17 protein-coding genes and 4 tRNA genes are annotated in these 14,270 nt (G+C 47.6%); 18 read left to right on the plus strand and 3 right to left on the minus strand.

Features of this window, described 5'->3' with window-relative positions:
- The first annotated feature begins 4 nt into the window (after positions 1 to 4).
- The 4 genes from ACRPFF_RS00140 (at position 5) to topA (ending at position 5,437) form a co-directional block, all read left to right on the plus strand.
- Positions 5 to 1,282 carry a sigma-54-dependent transcriptional regulator gene (locus ACRPFF_RS00140; RefSeq protein ID WP_432673480.1) on the plus strand — a complete coding sequence of 426 codons (1,278 nt, stop codon included), beginning with the start codon at positions 5 to 7 and terminating at the stop codon, positions 1,280 to 1,282.
- A gap of 91 nt (positions 1,283 to 1,373) precedes the next feature.
- A complete protein-coding gene (dprA, locus tag ACRPFF_RS00145; protein ID WP_411713143.1) occupies positions 1,374 to 2,567 on the plus strand; it encodes a DNA-processing protein DprA in 1,194 nt (397 codons plus the stop codon).
- A gap of 22 nt (positions 2,568 to 2,589) precedes the next feature.
- The gene (locus ACRPFF_RS00150) at positions 2,590 to 3,051 is read left to right on the plus strand and encodes a DUF494 domain-containing protein (protein ID WP_107960873.1); all 462 of its coding nucleotides are present in this window, start codon (positions 2,590 to 2,592) and stop codon (positions 3,049 to 3,051) included.
- Between the two features lie 79 nt (positions 3,052 to 3,130).
- Positions 3,131 to 5,437, plus strand: a complete 2,307-nt coding sequence (topA, locus tag ACRPFF_RS00155; protein WP_432673481.1) for a type I DNA topoisomerase — start codon at positions 3,131 to 3,133, stop codon at positions 5,435 to 5,437.
- 72 nt (positions 5,438 to 5,509) lie between these two features.
- Here the strand turns inward: topA and ACRPFF_RS00160 are convergent, their stop codons facing one another.
- From ACRPFF_RS00160 to ACRPFF_RS00170, 3 genes are read right to left on the minus strand one after another with little or no spacing between them, the layout of a single operon-like run.
- Positions 5,510 to 6,205: a hypothetical protein gene (locus tag ACRPFF_RS00160; protein ID WP_411713148.1), complete on the minus strand. Its 696-nt coding sequence runs from the start codon at positions 6,203 to 6,205 to the stop codon at positions 5,510 to 5,512.
- A gap of 6 nt (positions 6,206 to 6,211) precedes the next feature.
- On the minus strand, positions 6,212 to 6,529 hold the full coding sequence (locus ACRPFF_RS00165) for a hypothetical protein (protein ID WP_411713145.1): 318 nt from the start codon (positions 6,527 to 6,529) through the stop codon (positions 6,212 to 6,214).
- A gap of 39 nt (positions 6,530 to 6,568) precedes the next feature.
- Entirely contained in the window at positions 6,569 to 7,717 is a 1,149-nt protein-coding gene (locus tag ACRPFF_RS00170; RefSeq protein ID WP_234403242.1) for a hypothetical protein, read from the minus strand.
- Between the two features lie 130 nt (positions 7,718 to 7,847).
- On the opposite strand from ACRPFF_RS00170, the gene ACRPFF_RS00175 reads away from it, so the two are divergent.
- The 14 genes from ACRPFF_RS00175 to rplL all read left to right on the plus strand — a co-directional run bounded on the left by ACRPFF_RS00175 (position 7,848) and on the right by rplL (position 14,259).
- Positions 7,848 to 8,225 (plus strand): helix-turn-helix domain-containing protein, encoded by a 378-nt coding sequence (locus ACRPFF_RS00175; protein WP_002233408.1) that lies wholly within the window; start codon positions 7,848 to 7,850, stop codon positions 8,223 to 8,225.
- A gap of 88 nt (positions 8,226 to 8,313) precedes the next feature.
- Positions 8,314 to 8,883, plus strand: a complete 570-nt coding sequence (gene rsmD, locus ACRPFF_RS00180; RefSeq protein ID WP_432673482.1) for a 16S rRNA (guanine(966)-N(2))-methyltransferase RsmD — start codon at positions 8,314 to 8,316, stop codon at positions 8,881 to 8,883.
- Positions 8,884 to 9,004: 121 nt separating this feature from the next.
- The gene (locus ACRPFF_RS00185; RefSeq protein ID WP_003677924.1) at positions 9,005 to 9,256 is read left to right on the plus strand and encodes a YfhL family 4Fe-4S dicluster ferredoxin; all 252 of its coding nucleotides are present in this window, start codon (positions 9,005 to 9,007) and stop codon (positions 9,254 to 9,256) included.
- Between the two features lie 101 nt (positions 9,257 to 9,357).
- A tRNA-Tyr gene (locus tag ACRPFF_RS00190) sits at positions 9,358 to 9,441 on the plus strand.
- 30 nt (positions 9,442 to 9,471) lie between these two features.
- Positions 9,472 to 9,545: transfer RNA gene (locus tag ACRPFF_RS00195), tRNA-Gly, on the plus strand.
- Between the two features lie 9 nt (positions 9,546 to 9,554).
- A tRNA-Thr gene (locus ACRPFF_RS00200) sits at positions 9,555 to 9,629 on the plus strand.
- Between the two features lie 48 nt (positions 9,630 to 9,677).
- A complete protein-coding gene (gene tuf / locus ACRPFF_RS00205) occupies positions 9,678 to 10,862 on the plus strand; it encodes an elongation factor Tu (protein ID WP_432673483.1) in 1,185 nt (394 codons plus the stop codon).
- A 6-nt stretch (positions 10,863 to 10,868) separates the two neighbouring features.
- A tRNA-Trp gene (locus ACRPFF_RS00210) sits at positions 10,869 to 10,944 on the plus strand.
- A gap of 115 nt (positions 10,945 to 11,059) precedes the next feature.
- On the plus strand, positions 11,060 to 11,338 hold the full coding sequence (secE, locus tag ACRPFF_RS00215) for a preprotein translocase subunit SecE (protein WP_250314512.1): 279 nt from the start codon (positions 11,060 to 11,062) through the stop codon (positions 11,336 to 11,338).
- Position 11,339: 1 nt separating this feature from the next.
- On the plus strand, positions 11,340 to 11,876 hold the full coding sequence (gene nusG, locus ACRPFF_RS00220) for a transcription termination/antitermination protein NusG (RefSeq protein ID WP_308032220.1): 537 nt from the start codon (positions 11,340 to 11,342) through the stop codon (positions 11,874 to 11,876).
- 100 nt (positions 11,877 to 11,976) lie between these two features.
- The gene (rplK, locus tag ACRPFF_RS00225; RefSeq protein WP_002220151.1) at positions 11,977 to 12,411 is read left to right on the plus strand and encodes a 50S ribosomal protein L11; all 435 of its coding nucleotides are present in this window, start codon (positions 11,977 to 11,979) and stop codon (positions 12,409 to 12,411) included.
- Positions 12,411 to 13,106 (plus strand): 50S ribosomal protein L1, encoded by a 696-nt coding sequence (rplA, locus tag ACRPFF_RS00230; protein ID WP_432673484.1) that lies wholly within the window; start codon positions 12,411 to 12,413, stop codon positions 13,104 to 13,106. The genes rplK and rplA overlap by 1 nt, the downstream gene beginning before the upstream one ends.
- Before the next feature lie 223 nt (positions 13,107 to 13,329).
- A complete protein-coding gene (gene rplJ / locus ACRPFF_RS00235) occupies positions 13,330 to 13,830 on the plus strand; it encodes a 50S ribosomal protein L10 (RefSeq protein ID WP_250314510.1) in 501 nt (166 codons plus the stop codon).
- 57 nt (positions 13,831 to 13,887) lie between these two features.
- A complete protein-coding gene (gene rplL, locus ACRPFF_RS00240) occupies positions 13,888 to 14,259 on the plus strand; it encodes a 50S ribosomal protein L7/L12 (protein ID WP_003677916.1) in 372 nt (123 codons plus the stop codon).
- Positions 14,260 to 14,270: the final 11 nt, after the last annotated feature.

Here is a 14,270-nt window from a genome sequence, read left to right on the forward strand (position 1 = left end):
ATTTATGCGTAGCAGCGATATTTTAATTGTAGATGACGAAATCGGCATCCGTGACCTGCTGTCAGAAATCCTGCAGGACGAAGGTTATTCGGTCGCATTGGCTGAAAATGCCGAAGAGGCGCGCAAGCTGCGCCATCAGGTACGCCCAGCGATGGTGTTGCTGGATATTTGGATGCCGGATTGCGACGGCATTACCCTTTTGAAGGAATGGTCGAAAAACGGGCAGCTTAATATGCCGGTCGTCATGATGAGCGGGCATGCCAGCATCGACACAGCAGTGGAAGCCACCAAAATCGGTGCGCTCGACTTTTTGGAAAAACCGATTTCCCTGCAAAAGCTGCTGTCCACGGTCGAAAACGCGTTGAAGTACGGTGCGGCGCAAACCGAAACGGGGCCTGTATTCGACAAGCTGGGCAACAGTGCGGCGATTCAGGAAATGAACCGTGAGGTAGGTGTGGCGGTGAAACGTGCCTCTCCCGTACTTTTGACGGGCGAGGCGGGTTCGCCGTTTGAAACGGTGGCACGCTATTTCCATAAAAACGGTACGCCGTGGGTGAGTCCGGCAAGGGTCGAATATCTGATTGATATGCCGACGGAATTGTTGCAGAAAGCTGAAGGCGGTGTTTTATATGTGGGCGATATTGCCCAGTACAGCCGCAACATCCAAGCCGGTATTACCTTTATTGTCGGCAAGGCGGAACACAGCCGCGTCAGGGTGATTGCTTCGTGCAGCCACGCGGCAGGTTCAGACGGCATTTCATGTGAAGAAAAATTGGCCGGGCTTTTTTCGGAATCGGTCGTCCGTATTCCGCCCCTGCGTATGCAGCATGAAGACATTCCCTTCCTGATACAGGGGATTGCCTGCAATGTGGCGGAAAGCCAAAAGATTGCGCCCGCCTCATTCAGTGAAGATGCGCTTGCCGCATTGACCCGTTATGAATGGCCGGGAAATTTCGACCAGTTGAGCAGTGTCGTTGCAACGCTGTTGCTGGAGGCGGACGGGCAGGAAATCGGTGCGTCGGCGGTTTCTTCCCTTTTGGGGCAGAATGTGCCTGCCGAGGGGGCGGAAAATATGGTGGGCGGGTTCAATTTCAACCTGCCGCTGCGCGAATTGAGGGAAGAATTGGAGCGGCGTTATTTCGAGTACCACATTGCCCAAGAAGGTCAGAATATGAGCAAAGTGGCGCAGAAGGTCGGGTTGGAACGTACCCACCTCTACCGCAAGCTCAAGCAGCTCGGCATCGGCATTTCCCGCCGTGCGGGTGAAAAAGCCGAAGAGTAGGTGCAAACCGCCGGTTTTCAGATTGCAGGGCTTCCGTTTTCAGACGGCATTTGGAGCAAATGCCGTCTGAAATCATAAGGGGACGGATTTTATGACAGAGAACGAACGTTTCGCATGGTTGCAGCTGGCTTTTACGCCCTATATCGGTGCGGAAAGTTTCTTGCTGCTGCTGCACCATTTCGGCAGTGCGCAAAATGCCCTGTCCGCACCGGCGGAACAGGTGGCGGCACTGATACGGCACAAACAGGCACTTGAGGCTTGGCGCGGCGGCGACAAACGTACTGCGGCACGGCAGGCCGCCGAAGCGGCATTGGAATGGGAAATGAGGGACGGATGCCGTCTGATGCTGCTGCGGGATGATGATTTTCCTGAAATGCTGACTCAGGGTATAACCGCGCCGCCGGTTTTGTTTTTGCGCGGCAACGTGCAACTGCTGCATAAACCTTCCGCCGCCATTGTTGGCAGCCGTCATGCCACGCCGCAGGCCATGCGGATTGCCAAAGATTTCGGCAAGTCGTTGGGCGGGCAAAATATCCCCGTTGTGTCAGGTATGGCTTCCGGNATCGATACTGCCGCCCATCAGGGCGCACTGGAAGCAGAAGGCGGCACCATCGCCGTGTGGGGGACGGGTATAGACCGCATTTACCCGCCGTCCAATAAAAACCTTGCCTATGAAATCGCCGAAAAAGGATTGATTGTCAGCGAGTTCCCCATCGGTACGCGGCCGTATGCCGGCAATTTTCCGCGCCGCAACCGCCTGATTGCCGCCCTGTCGCAAGTAACGCTGGTGGTTGAAGCCGCGTTGGAATCCGGTTCGCTGATTACTGCCAGATTGGCGGCGGAGATGGGGCGCGAAGTGATGGCGGTACCCGGCTCGATAGACAATCCACACAGTAAAGGCTGCCACAAATTAATTAAAGACGGCGCAAAATTGGTGGAATGCCTGGACGACATCCTTCATGAGTGTCCGCGGCTCTTGCAAAATGAGGGTGCTTCATCATATTCTATAAATAAGGGAATACCTGAAAAGCGCATCACTGCCGTTCAGACGGCATCCGACCAGCCGTTTTCGTCTGAAGGCAAAATGCCGTCTGAAAAGACGGAGAAACGACCCGTCGGCGGCGGTATCTTGGACAGGATGGGTTTTGACCCGGTTCATCCGGATGTGCTTGCCGAGCAGTTGGATATGCCTGCCGCAGACTTATACGCCGAACTGTTGGAATTGGAACTGGACGGCAGCATTGCCGCCATGCCCGGCGGAAGATACCAGCGTATCCGAACCTGAACGCATAATTTAAGGAACATGAATGACCGAAGTCATTGCCTATCTCATTGAACATTTCCAAGATTTCGATACCTGCCCGCCGCCCGAAGACTTGGGTATGCTGCTCGAAGAAGCGGGTTTCGATACCATGGAAATCGGCAACACCTTGATGATGATGGAAGTACTGCTCAACAGCTCGGAATTTTCAGTCGAACCTGCCGACAGCAGCGCATTACGCGTGTACAGCAAAGATGAAACCGACAACCTGCCGCAGGAAGTGATGGGGCTGATGCAGTATCTGATTGAAGAAAAAGCCGTAAGCTGCGAACAGCGGGAAATCATCATTCACGCGCTCATGCACATCCCCGGCGACGAAATTACCGTAGATACCGCCAAAGTGCTGACCCTGCTGCTTTTATGGGCAAACAAGAGCGAGCTGCCCGTGTTGGTCGGCGACGAGCTGATGAGCGCACTCTTGCTCGATAACAAACCTACTATGAACTGAAACAGGTTCAGACGGCATTATCCTGATAATATGCCGTCTGAAATACCGGAACCGAGACATTTATTACCAGAGGAAACACATGGCGAAAAACCTATTAATCGTCGAATCCCCATCCAAAGCCAAAACCCTGAAAAAATATTTGGGCGGCGATTTTGAAATCCTCGCGTCCTACGGACATGTCCGCGACCTTGTTCCCAAAAGCGGCGCGGTCAATCCGGATCAGGATTTCGCCATGAAATACGAGCTGATAAAACGCAACGCCAAACACGTCGATGCCATCGTCGCCGGAGCCAAAGAAGCCGAAAACATCTACCTCGCAACCGACCCGGATAGGGAAGGCGAAGCCATTTCCTGGCATCTTTTGGAAATCCTCAAATCCAAACGCGGCCTGAAAAACATCAAGCCGCAGCGTGTCGTGTTCCACGAAATCACCAAAAACGCCGTGCTCGATGCCGTCGCCCATCCGCGCGAAATCGAAATGGATTTGGTCGATGCGCAACAAGCCCGTCGCGCTTTGGATTATTTGGTCGGCTTTAACCTTTCGCCATTGTTATGGAAAAAAATCCGTCGCGGTTTGAGCGCAGGTCGTGTGCAAAGTCCCGCCCTGCGCCTGATTTGCGAGCGCGAAAACGAAATCCGCGCGTTTGAAGCGCAGGAATATTGGACGGTGCATCTCGACAGCCACAAAGGCCGCAGCAAGTTCACCGCCAAACTCGCCCAATACAACGGCGCGAAACTCGAACAATTCGACCTGCCGAACGAGACCGCGCAAGCCGACGTGTTGAAAGAACTCGAAGGCAAAGAGGCCGTCGTTACCGCCATCGAAAAGAAAAAGCGCAGCCGCAATCCCGCCGCGCCGTTTACCACTTCTACCATGCAGCAGGATGCCGTGCGCAAACTCGGTTTTACCACCGACCGCACCATGCGTACCGCCCAGCAGCTTTATGAAGGTATAGACGTAGGGCAGGGTGCCATCGGTCTGATTACCTATATGCGTACTGACAGCGTGAATTTGGCCGATGAAGCGTTAACCGAAATCCGCCATTACATCGAAAACAAAATCGGCAAAGAATATCTGCCGAGTGCCGCCAAACAATACAAAACCAAATCCAAAAACGCCCAAGAAGCGCACGAAGCCATCCGCCCGACTTCCGTGTACCGCACGCCCGAAAGCGTCAAACCCTTCTTGAGCGCAGACCAGTTCAAACTCTATCAGATGATTTGGCAGCGCACCGTCGCCTGTCAGATGACGCCCGCCAAATTCGACCAAACCACCGTCGATATTACCGTCGGCAAAGGCGTATTCCGCGTAACCGGACAAGTGCAAACCTTCGCAGGCTTTTTGAGCGTGTATGAAGAAAGCAGCGACGACGAAGAGAGTGAAGACAGCAAAAAACTGCCCGAAATGAGCGAAGGCGACAAATTGCCCGTGGATAAACTTTACGGCGAACAACACTTTACCACTCCGCCGCCGCGCTACAACGAAGCGACGCTGGTTAAAGCCCTCGAAGAATACGGCATCGGCCGCCCCTCAACCTATGCCAGCATTATTTCCACGCTCAAAGACCGCGAATACGTTACCCTGGAGCAGAAACGCTTCATGCCCACCGACACAGGCGACATCGTCAACAAATTCCTGACCGAACACTTCGCCCAATACGTCGATTACCACTTCACCGCCAAACTCGAAGACCAGCTTGACGAAATTGCCAACGGCAAACGCCAATGGATTCCCGTGATGGACAAATTCTGGAAGCCGTTTATCAAGCAAGTAGAAGAAAAAGAGGGCATCGAACGCGCCAAATTTACCACGCAGGAACTTGATGAAACCTGCCCGAAATGCGGTGAACACAAACTGCAAATCAAGTTCGGCAAAATGGGCCGCTTCGTCGCCTGCGCCGGTTATCCCGAGTGCAGCTACACCCGCAACGTTAACGAAACCGCCGAAGAAGCCGCCGAACGTATTGCCAAAGCGGAAGCAGAGCAAGCCGAACTCGACGGACGCGAATGCCCTAAATGCGGCGGTCGTCTGGTGTACAAATATAGCCGCACGGGCAGCAAATTCATCGGCTGCGCCAACTATCCGAAATGCAAACACGTCGAGCCGCTGGAAAAACCGAAAGATACCGGCGTCCAGTGTCCGCAATGCAAAAAAGGCAACCTCGTTGAGCGTAAATCCCGCTACGGCAAACTGTTTTACAGCTGCAGCACCTATCCCGACTGTAACTACGCCACTTGGAATCCGCCCGTTGCCGAAGAATGCCCGAACTGCCATTGGCCGGTCTTGACCATCAAAACCACCAAACGCTGGGGCGTCGAAAAAGTCTGCCCGCAAAAAGAATGCGGCTGGAAAGAACAGATTGAACCACCTGCACCGAAAGAGTGAGATTAGGTTGGTTTGAAAGAGAAAAGGTCGTCTGAAAAATTTTCAGACGACCTTTGCTTTTCTGTGATTAGTTTATTTGAATCCGCGTGTTGTTTTAAAGTCCGATAAAATCCGGTTCATTTCAGGCGCAAACAAGGCGATGTAATCGTAAGATAGACCGCGACTGGCACTGGGATGGGGAAAGCAGACGACTTCGCAATCTTCAAACGATTGGAATTTGACATTGAAACGTGTACCGTCAAATTCTTTTTGCACCGTCTCCAGCGGTTTGGTCTGCTTACCGACCAACTGCTCGAAGCGTGGCAGTACATTTTGGTTGTTCAGAAAATCCGCCAACCTGCTGCCCATGAAGAGGATGACTTTCGGACGCAGTTTTTCGATGTGGTAGAGAAAATTATCGATGTGCTCGGGTTGTGTGAACTTGTCGGGATTATCGATAGTGTTGCCCTGTGTAGCAGCCCAGTTGGTTTGAACCAGGGATTTTTCAAATGCACCGCCCAATCCATTTTCGTCTAAGGGGTGTCCCCACATTTCAAACCAATTTTTTATCGTATTGTCGTAACGCCACTTTTTTGCCTGTTCTCCGAAATAGAGGGATTTGTTTGCAAATGTATGGTCGATTTTGTTTTCAGGGAGTTTGTATTCACCTGCTACATAAGCAGCCTCATCGGCTTTACTCCAACCCCATTCATACCCACAAATCATTAAACCATGTTTGTCGTTGTAGCCTTTGAACAGACTGTTGCCTAAGTTCAAATCTGACATTATTGTTCCTTACCATAAATGTAAAATCAGTTGGCCGAATACCACTAAAATAGGTTCTTCGCCCATGTCGTAAGTGTTGTTGAAACGCGCGCCGGATTTAGGTTTGATTTTATTGCCGTCAACTACCCAAGTATTGTTTAAACGCGCACCAGATTTAGGTTTTAATTCCTTTCCATCAAAAATCCAAGTATTGTCTAAACGCGCACCAGATTTAGGTTTTAATTCCTTTCCATCGAAAATCCAAGTATTGTCTAAACGCGCACCGGATTTGGGTTTTAATGTACTGCCGTCGCAAACCCAATCACGTGGTAAAGAAATTGTATTCATGTTGAAACTCCTGTTTAAGTTGCTTTTGGTTCAAGGGAATTAAATAGATTTTTCTTTGGCACTTTTTACAAACAAATTAACTGCCTGCACAATTTCATTTGCCATTTCATCTACCATTTGCTGCATGCTTTGCGGATGGTTAAAATGCACAAAATCGCCCGTCAATTCGGCCGTATCGTCCAAATTCCAAAAATCCAAGCGGTAGCGCGAAGGATATTTCCAACCAAACCAATGCTGGTTTGCCCCTTGAAAATATTGTTCTCTAACGACGGCAATCAAATTATTTTCAGACGGATAAACCATATCCGGTTGACGTTTAAAACCAAAATAAACGTCATTTTCCAGTTCCACTTTAAAATCTACCTGCTCTCCATGCTGTGTATGGTAAATCGGGAATTGGATGCCGAAATAACGATGACGATTGCGTGAGCGGGCATAATATTCGCGCACATCATTGGTAAAATCATGCTGTTCGATTTGCATGTTAGGCAGTTTTTCACGCAGACGTTTTTGCAATTCATGCCAAAACATCGTTTGTATTTGGTATTTGTCCAGCTTCTGACCTTCTACATACAAATCGCATTGCTGCAACAATAACTGCACTGACTCTTTGCTGATGGATTTACTATTGGTGTTGTATAAATCGCTTTTTAAAATTGCTACGACCGCAAACAGCTCTTCTGAGAAATCGGCATAAAACTGGGCAATTAATTCATTCCTGTTACTGTACGCTGTTTTCAAACGTACCGTAAAATCATTCATTTTTCTGATTAAATTGGTTACGCCCTCAAACACTGCTTGGGTATTTTCATCATTGCTGTGCATTTGAATATAGGCAAGTTGGAACAGCAAATCTTTCAACTCATCTGTATCGTCATTACCGTTTTCCATGCGGGAAATGGTAATTTTGCCGTCTTGCACGATTTCTTTCAGTTTATCTAAAAATCCGTGATAAATTTCCTGTTTTTTCTCAAACACTTTCAAGCTTTTATCACGTTGTTCCTCTTGGGCGGTCTGACCTTGAAGCAGAAAAACAGTAACAATTGCAGTTAAAATTGCTCCAATGGCACTGTTATTGATGTTTTCAACGATTTTAGGTAGAGTGTTTTCGTAAATCATTGAAAAAACAAAAAGACTTAAAGTTATTGAAAGGCAGGTTCCCAAAAAGGAAAGCAGCTTTTTAGACATAAGATAAAGTTCCCTTGTTGTTAGATGGTATTAAATGGCATATTCTATTTGTCATGTGTTTGCCGAGCCAGTCAGAAAAAGTTTAAAATCTATCTCTATAATTCAACCATCTATACAGAAAGTTTAGCCTATGGAAACCCACGAAAAAATCCGCCTGATGCGCGAATTGAATAAATGGTCCCAGGAGGATATGGCGGAAAAGCTGGCGATGTCGGCAGGCGGGTATGCCAAAATCGAACGGGGCGAAACGCAGTTAAATATCCCGCGTTTGGAGCAGTTGGCTCAGATTTTCAAAATCGATATGTGGGACTTGCTCAAATCGGGCGGTGGTGGGATGGTGTTTCAGATTAATGAAGGTGATAGTGGTGGCGATATTGCGTTGTATGCGTCGGGTGATGTTTCGATGAAAATAGAATTTTTAAAAATGGAGTTGAAACACTGCAAAGAAATGTTGGAACAAAAAGACAAAGAAATCGAGCTGCTCCGCAAGCTGACCGAAACCGTTTAAACAGATATGCCGTCTGAAAAAAGTTTTCAGACGGCATATTCTTTGACAGGTCTTGTATAATACCGTTTGAACTTACAGGTTTTTGATTATGGCGGCAGGCAAACATACCAAACACAGCAACCGGGTACGCATTATCGGCGGGCAATGCCGGGGCAGGAAATTAAGTTTCACATCCGCCGACGGACTGCGTCCGACACCCGACAGCGTGCGTGAAAAGCTGTTTAACTGGCTGGGACAGGATTTGACGGGTAAAACGGTTTTGGATCTCTTCGGAGGCAGCGGCGCACTCGGTATGGAGGCGGCATCGCGTAATGCAAAACGGGTCGTGATTGCAGACAACAACCGTCAAACGGTACAAACCCTTGAGAAAAACAGTCACGAACTGGGTTTGGGTCAGGTGCAAATCGTCTGTTCAGACGGCATTGCCTATTTGAAGACCGCATCCGAACAGTTTGATGTCGTCTTTCTCGACCCGCCGTTTGCGTGGCAAAGTTGGGAAAGCCTTTTCAATGCATTGGGCACACGCCTGAATGACGGTGCATATGTCTATATCGAGGCAGGCAGGCAGCCGGACAAACCTGCTTGGCTGACGGGATATAGGGAGGGGAAGTCAGGGCAGGGTACATTTGAATTAAGGGTTTTCCAAGTAGCTGAATAATATGTGCTTGATTATCATTTTTGGTTTGTAAACATTCGTTTGCGTCAGCATGGTTTAAAAAAGCTTTGTGCTATAATCCGCGCCCGAACGGTTTTGATAATTTAGTGGAAAAGGAAAAGAAATGTCGCTCTTTATTACCGATGAGTGCATCAACTGCGACGTGTGCGAACCAGAATGCCCGAATGATGCAATCTCTCAAGGTGAGGAAATTTACGAAATCAACCCCAGCCTCTGCACGCAGTGCGTCGGACACTACGATGAGCCGCAGTGCCAGCAGGTTTGCCCGGTGGACTGCATCCTGATTGACGAAGAACATCCCGAAACCCATGATGAACTGATGGCGAAATACGAGAAGATAATTCAGTTTAAATAAATTAATTACTTTTAAAAACATAATATTATTTTTGTTTTAAGATAAAGTGAAAAAAAAACTTGACGGGGAAACGAGCCACTAATAAACTAGCGCTCTCTTTTGGAGGGATTCCCGAGCGGTCAAAGGGGGCAGACTGTAAATCTGTTGCGAAAGCTTCGAAGGTTCGAATCCTTCTCCCTCCACCAAAATTCTTACTTGGGGCAGTAGCGAGTAATGCGGGTGTAGCTCAATGGTAGAGCAGAAGCCTTCCAAGCTTACGGTGAGGGTTCGATTCCCTTCACCCGCTCCAAACAATTAGGCCCATGTAGCTCAGGGGTAGAGCACTCCCTTGGTAAGGGAGAGGTCGGCAGTTCAAATCTGCCCATGGGCACCATCTTACTCGATTATTCATTTCTTTAAGGCTTAGATATAGGATATTGCCATGGCTAAGGAAAAATTCGAACGTAGCAAACCGCACGTAAACGTTGGCACCATCGGTCACGTTGACCATGGTAAAACCACTCTGACTGCTGCTTTGACTACTATTTTGGCTAAAAAATTCGGTGGTTCTGCAAAAGCTTACGACCAAATCGATAACGCTCCCGAAGAAAAAGCCCGCGGTATTACCATTAATACTTCACACGTAGAATACGAAACCGAAACCCGCCACTATGCGCACGTAGACTGCCCGGGCCACGCCGACTACGTTAAAAACATGATTACCGGCGCAGCCCAAATGGACGGCGCAATCCTGGTATGTTCCGCAGCTGACGGTCCTATGCCGCAAACTCGCGAACACATCCTGTTGGCCCGCCAAGTAGGCGTACCTTACATCATCGTGTTCATGAACAAATGCGACATGGTTGACGATGCCGAGCTGTTGGAACTGGTTGAAATGGAAATCCGTGACTTGTTGTCAAGCTACGACTTCCCAGGCGACGACTGCCCGATCGTACAAGGCTCTGCACTGAAAGCCTTGGAAGGCGACGCCGCTTACGAAGAAAAAATCTTCGAATTGGCTGCTGCATTGGACAGCTACATCCCGACTCCTGAGCGTGCCGTGGACAAACCGTTCCTGTTGCCTATCGAAGACGTATTCTCTATCTCTGGTCGCGGTACCGTAGTAACCGGTCGTGTAGAGCGCGGTATCATCCACGTTGGTGACGAGATCGAAATCGTAGGTCTGAAAGAAACCCAAAAAACCACTTGTACCGGCGTTGAAATGTTCCGCAAACNGCTGGCCGAAGGTCAAGCCGGTGACAACGTAGGCGTATTGCTGCGTGGTACCAAACGTGAAGCCGTAGCGCGTGGTCAAGTATTGGCCAAACCCGGCACCATCACTCCTCACACCAAATTCAAAGCAGAGGTATACGTACTGAGCAAAGAAGAGGGTGGTCGTCACACTCCGTTCTTCGCTAACTACCGTCCACAATTCTACTTCCGTACTACCGACGTAACTGGCGCGGTTACTTTGGAAGAAGGTGTAGAAATGGTAATGCCGGGTGAGAACGTAACCATTACTGTAGAACTGATTGCGCCTATCGCTATGGAAGAAGGCCTGCGCTTTGCGATTCGCGAAGGTGGCCGTACCGTAGGTGCCGGCGTGGTTTCTTCTGTAATCGCTTAAGTTTAGAGGCCAATAGCTCAATTGGTAGAGTATCGGTCTCCAAAACCGAGGGTTGGGGGTTCGAGACCCTCTTGGCCTGCCAAATAAAAAAATTAACCGGCCTTGCGCTGGTTAATTTTTTTGTATTTATAATTCGGTAAATTCTCTTGCCATTTGTATGGATCAAGAAAAGTCAGATACTGTAGTGGGTAAATAATATGACAGAACATACGTCTGAGAAAAAGACTGCCAAGGTAGGTCAGTTGGTCGAGGGGAATAAGGAGCCTTCATCTAATATTGGTAGGGAAGGGCTCTTCGCATATTTCTCAAACTCTTGGTTAGAGTTTAAAAAAGTAGTTTGGCCCAAGCGAGAAGATGCCGTCAAAATGACTATGTTTGTTATAGTATTTGTAGCTGTGCTTTCTATATTTATCTATGTGGCAGATACGGCAATCTCATGGTTATTTTTTGATGTGTTGCTGAGAAGGGAAGGTTGAGATGGCAAAAAAATGGTATGTTGTACAAGCGTATTCAGGATTTGAGAAGAATGTCCAACGAACATTGGAAGAGAGAATTGCCCGTGAGAAGATGGGAGATTATTTCGGACAAATTCTGGTGCCTGTAGAGAAAGTTGTTGATATTCGCAATGGTCGTAAGACTATTAGTGAAAGAAAGTCATATCCGGGGTATGTGTTGGTGGAAATGGAAATGACGGATGATTCTTGGTATCTTGTAAAGAGTACGCCTCGTGTTTCCGGATTTATCGGAGGAACGGCTAATAAACCCATGCCTATTAGCCAAAGAGAAGCTGAAATTATTTTGCAACAGGTTCAAACTGGTGCTGAGAAACCCAAACCAAAAATCGAATTTGAAGTTGGTCAGCAGATACGTGTGAATGAGGGGCCGTTTGCCGATTTTAATGGTGTTGTTGATGAAGTTAATTATGAGCGGAACAAGTTGCGTGTATCTGTTCAGATATTTGGTCGTGAAACACCTGTCGAGCTGGAGTTTGGGCAAGTTGAGAAGATTAACTAATTTTATACTTGAAAAATAAGTATTAAAACGATAAAATTAAAAATTAATTTGGGGAGCGGAAATGGTTCCGCGTCTTACCCGTTTTTAGGAGTCCTGTTAAGTGGCAAAGAAAATTATCGGCTATATTAAACTGCAAATTCCTGCAGGCAAAGCCAATCCATCCCCCCCAGTTGGTCCTGCTTTGGGTCAACGTGGTTTGAATATCATGGAATTCTGTAAAGCATTTAATGCTGCAACCCAAGGTATGGAACCTGGTTTGCCAATTCCAGTCGTTATTACTGCATTTGCAGATAAATCATTCACTTTTGTGATGAAAACCCCGCCGGCTTCTATCTTGTTGAAAAAAGCTGCTGGTCTGCAAAAAGGTAGTTCTAATCCTCTGACTAACAAAGTGGGTAAATTGACCCGAGCTCAGTTGGAAGAAATTGCTAAAACTAAAGAGCCTGATTTGACTGCTGCTGATCTGGATGCCGCTGTTCGTACTATCGCTGGCTCTGCTCGCTCAATGGGCTTGGATGTGGAGGGTGTTGTATAATGGCTAAAGTATCTAAACGCTTGAAAGCTCTGCGCTCTTCTGTTGAAGCTAACAAACTGTACGCAATCGACGAAGCAATTGCTCTGGTTAAAAAAGCTGCTACTGCTAAATTTGACGAGTCTGTTGACGTATCTTTCAACCTGGGTGTTGATCCTCGTAAATCTGACCAAGTTATTCGTGGTTCAGTCGTTCTGCCTAAAGGTACCGGTAAAACAACTCGCGTAGCTGTGTTTACTCAAGGTGCAAATGCAGATGCTGCTAAAGAAGCCGGTGCAGATATTGTCGGTTTTGAAGATCTGGCAGCTGAAATCAAAGCTGGTAACCTGAACTTTGACGTTGTTATTGCTTCTCCTGATGCAATGCGTATCGTTGGTCAATTGGGTACCATCTTGGGTCCTCGTGGTCTGATGCCAAACCCTAAATTAGGTACTGTTACTCCTAACGTTGCTGAAGCAGTTAAAAATGCAAAAGCAGGTCAAGTACAATACCGTACAGATAAAGCCGGTATCGTCCACGCAACTATCGGTCGTGCTTCTTTCGCTGAAGCTGACTTGAAAGAAAACTTCAATGCGTTGTTGGATGCTATCGTTAAAGCTAAACCTGCTGCTGCTAAAGGTCAGTACCTGAAAAAAGTTGCTGTATCCAGCACTATGGGTTTGGGTGTTCGCATTGATACTGCAAGCGTGAACAACTAAGAAATTTTCAGGTGATCCGGTTTTCTGGATTGCCTGAATTTGGGCTACTTAAAATTAAGTAGATGTCCAAGACCGTAGGGATCGTAAGATTTAATCGTAACTGCCCTACGCAGACGGTAGTCCTGAAACACATTGCAAGATTGCTTGTAAGATGTCTTTTTAGGTTACCGCGCTGGTGGGATATCATTTCGGTATCCTGTTTATAAACAGTGGGAGGTAGACCTTGAGTCTCAATATTGAAACCAAGAAAGTGGCCGTAGAGGAAATTAGCGCAGCAATTGCTAACGCTCAAACTCTCGTAGTCGCTGAATATCGCGGTATCAGTGTTTCCAGCATGACTGAGCTTCGTGCGAATGCACGTAAAGAAGGCGTTTACTTGCGCGTTCTGAAAAATACTCTGGCTCGTCGCGCAGTAGAGGGTACTTCATTCGCAGGTTTGGCCGATCAAATGGTTGGTCCGTTGGTTTACGCTGCTTCTGAAGATGCTGTTGCTGCTGCTAAAGTGCTGCACCAATTCGCGAAAAAAGATGACAAAATTGTCGTTAAAGCCGGTTCTTACAATGGCGAAGTGATGAATCCTGCTCAGGTTGCTGAGTTGGCTTCTATTCCAAGTCGCGAAGAACTGTTGTCCAAACTGTTGTTCGTTATGCAAGCTCCTGTATCAGGCTTTGCACGTGGTTTGGCTGCTTTGGCAGAGAAAAAAGCTGGCGAAGAAGCCGCTTAATCAATTTTGTTTCATTTAATCAATTATTTTTTAATACAATATTTGGAGTAAAATAGCATGGCTATTACTAAAGAAGACATTTTGGAAGCCGTTGGTTCTTTGACCGTAATGGAATTGAACGACCTGGTTAAAGCTTTTGAAGAGAAATTTGGCGTTTCTGCTGCTGCCGTTGCAGTTGCAGGTCCTGCGGGTGCTGGTGCAGCTGCTGCTGAAGAAAAAACTGAATTTGACGTAGTATTGGCTTCTGCTGGTGATCAAAAAGTTGGCGTGATTAAAGTTGTCCGCGCTATCACTGGCTTGGGTCTGAAAGAAGCTAAAGACATCGTTGACGGTGCACCTAAAACTCTGAAAGAGGGTGTTTCTAAAGCTGAAGCTGAAGACATCCAAAAACAACTGGAAGAAGCCGGCGCTAAAGTCGAAATCAAATAATTTGATGCTTC

Source organism: Neisseria sp. SLRRB23 (genome assembly GCF_050896295.1).
Classification (GTDB): domain Bacteria; phylum Pseudomonadota; class Gammaproteobacteria; order Burkholderiales; family Neisseriaceae; genus Neisseria.

Coding starts and splice junctions, on each gene's coding strand:
- ACRPFF_RS00140 (WP_432673480.1), top strand. CDS start 5: ATGCGTAGCAGCGATATTTTAATTGTAGATGACGAAATCGGCATCCGT.
- ACRPFF_RS00150 (WP_107960873.1), top strand. CDS start 2,590: ATGACCGAAGTCATTGCCTATCTCATTGAACATTTCCAAGATTTCGAT.
- topA (WP_432673481.1), top strand. CDS start 3,131: ATGGCGAAAAACCTATTAATCGTCGAATCCCCATCCAAAGCCAAAACC.
- ACRPFF_RS00165 (WP_411713145.1), bottom strand. CDS start 6,529: ATGAATACAATTTCTTTACCACGTGATTGGGTTTGCGACGGCAGTACA.
- ACRPFF_RS00170 (WP_234403242.1), bottom strand. CDS start 7,717: ATGTCTAAAAAGCTGCTTTCCTTTTTGGGAACCTGCCTTTCAATAACT.
- ACRPFF_RS00175 (WP_002233408.1), top strand. CDS start 7,848: ATGGAAACCCACGAAAAAATCCGCCTGATGCGCGAATTGAATAAATGG.
- rsmD (WP_432673482.1), top strand. CDS start 8,314: ATGGCGGCAGGCAAACATACCAAACACAGCAACCGGGTACGCATTATC.
- ACRPFF_RS00185 (WP_003677924.1), top strand. CDS start 9,005: ATGTCGCTCTTTATTACCGATGAGTGCATCAACTGCGACGTGTGCGAA.
- secE (WP_250314512.1), top strand. CDS start 11,060: ATGACAGAACATACGTCTGAGAAAAAGACTGCCAAGGTAGGTCAGTTG.
- nusG (WP_308032220.1), top strand. CDS start 11,340: ATGGCAAAAAAATGGTATGTTGTACAAGCGTATTCAGGATTTGAGAAG.
- rplA (WP_432673484.1), top strand. CDS start 12,411: ATGGCTAAAGTATCTAAACGCTTGAAAGCTCTGCGCTCTTCTGTTGAA.
- rplL (WP_003677916.1), top strand. CDS start 13,888: ATGGCTATTACTAAAGAAGACATTTTGGAAGCCGTTGGTTCTTTGACC.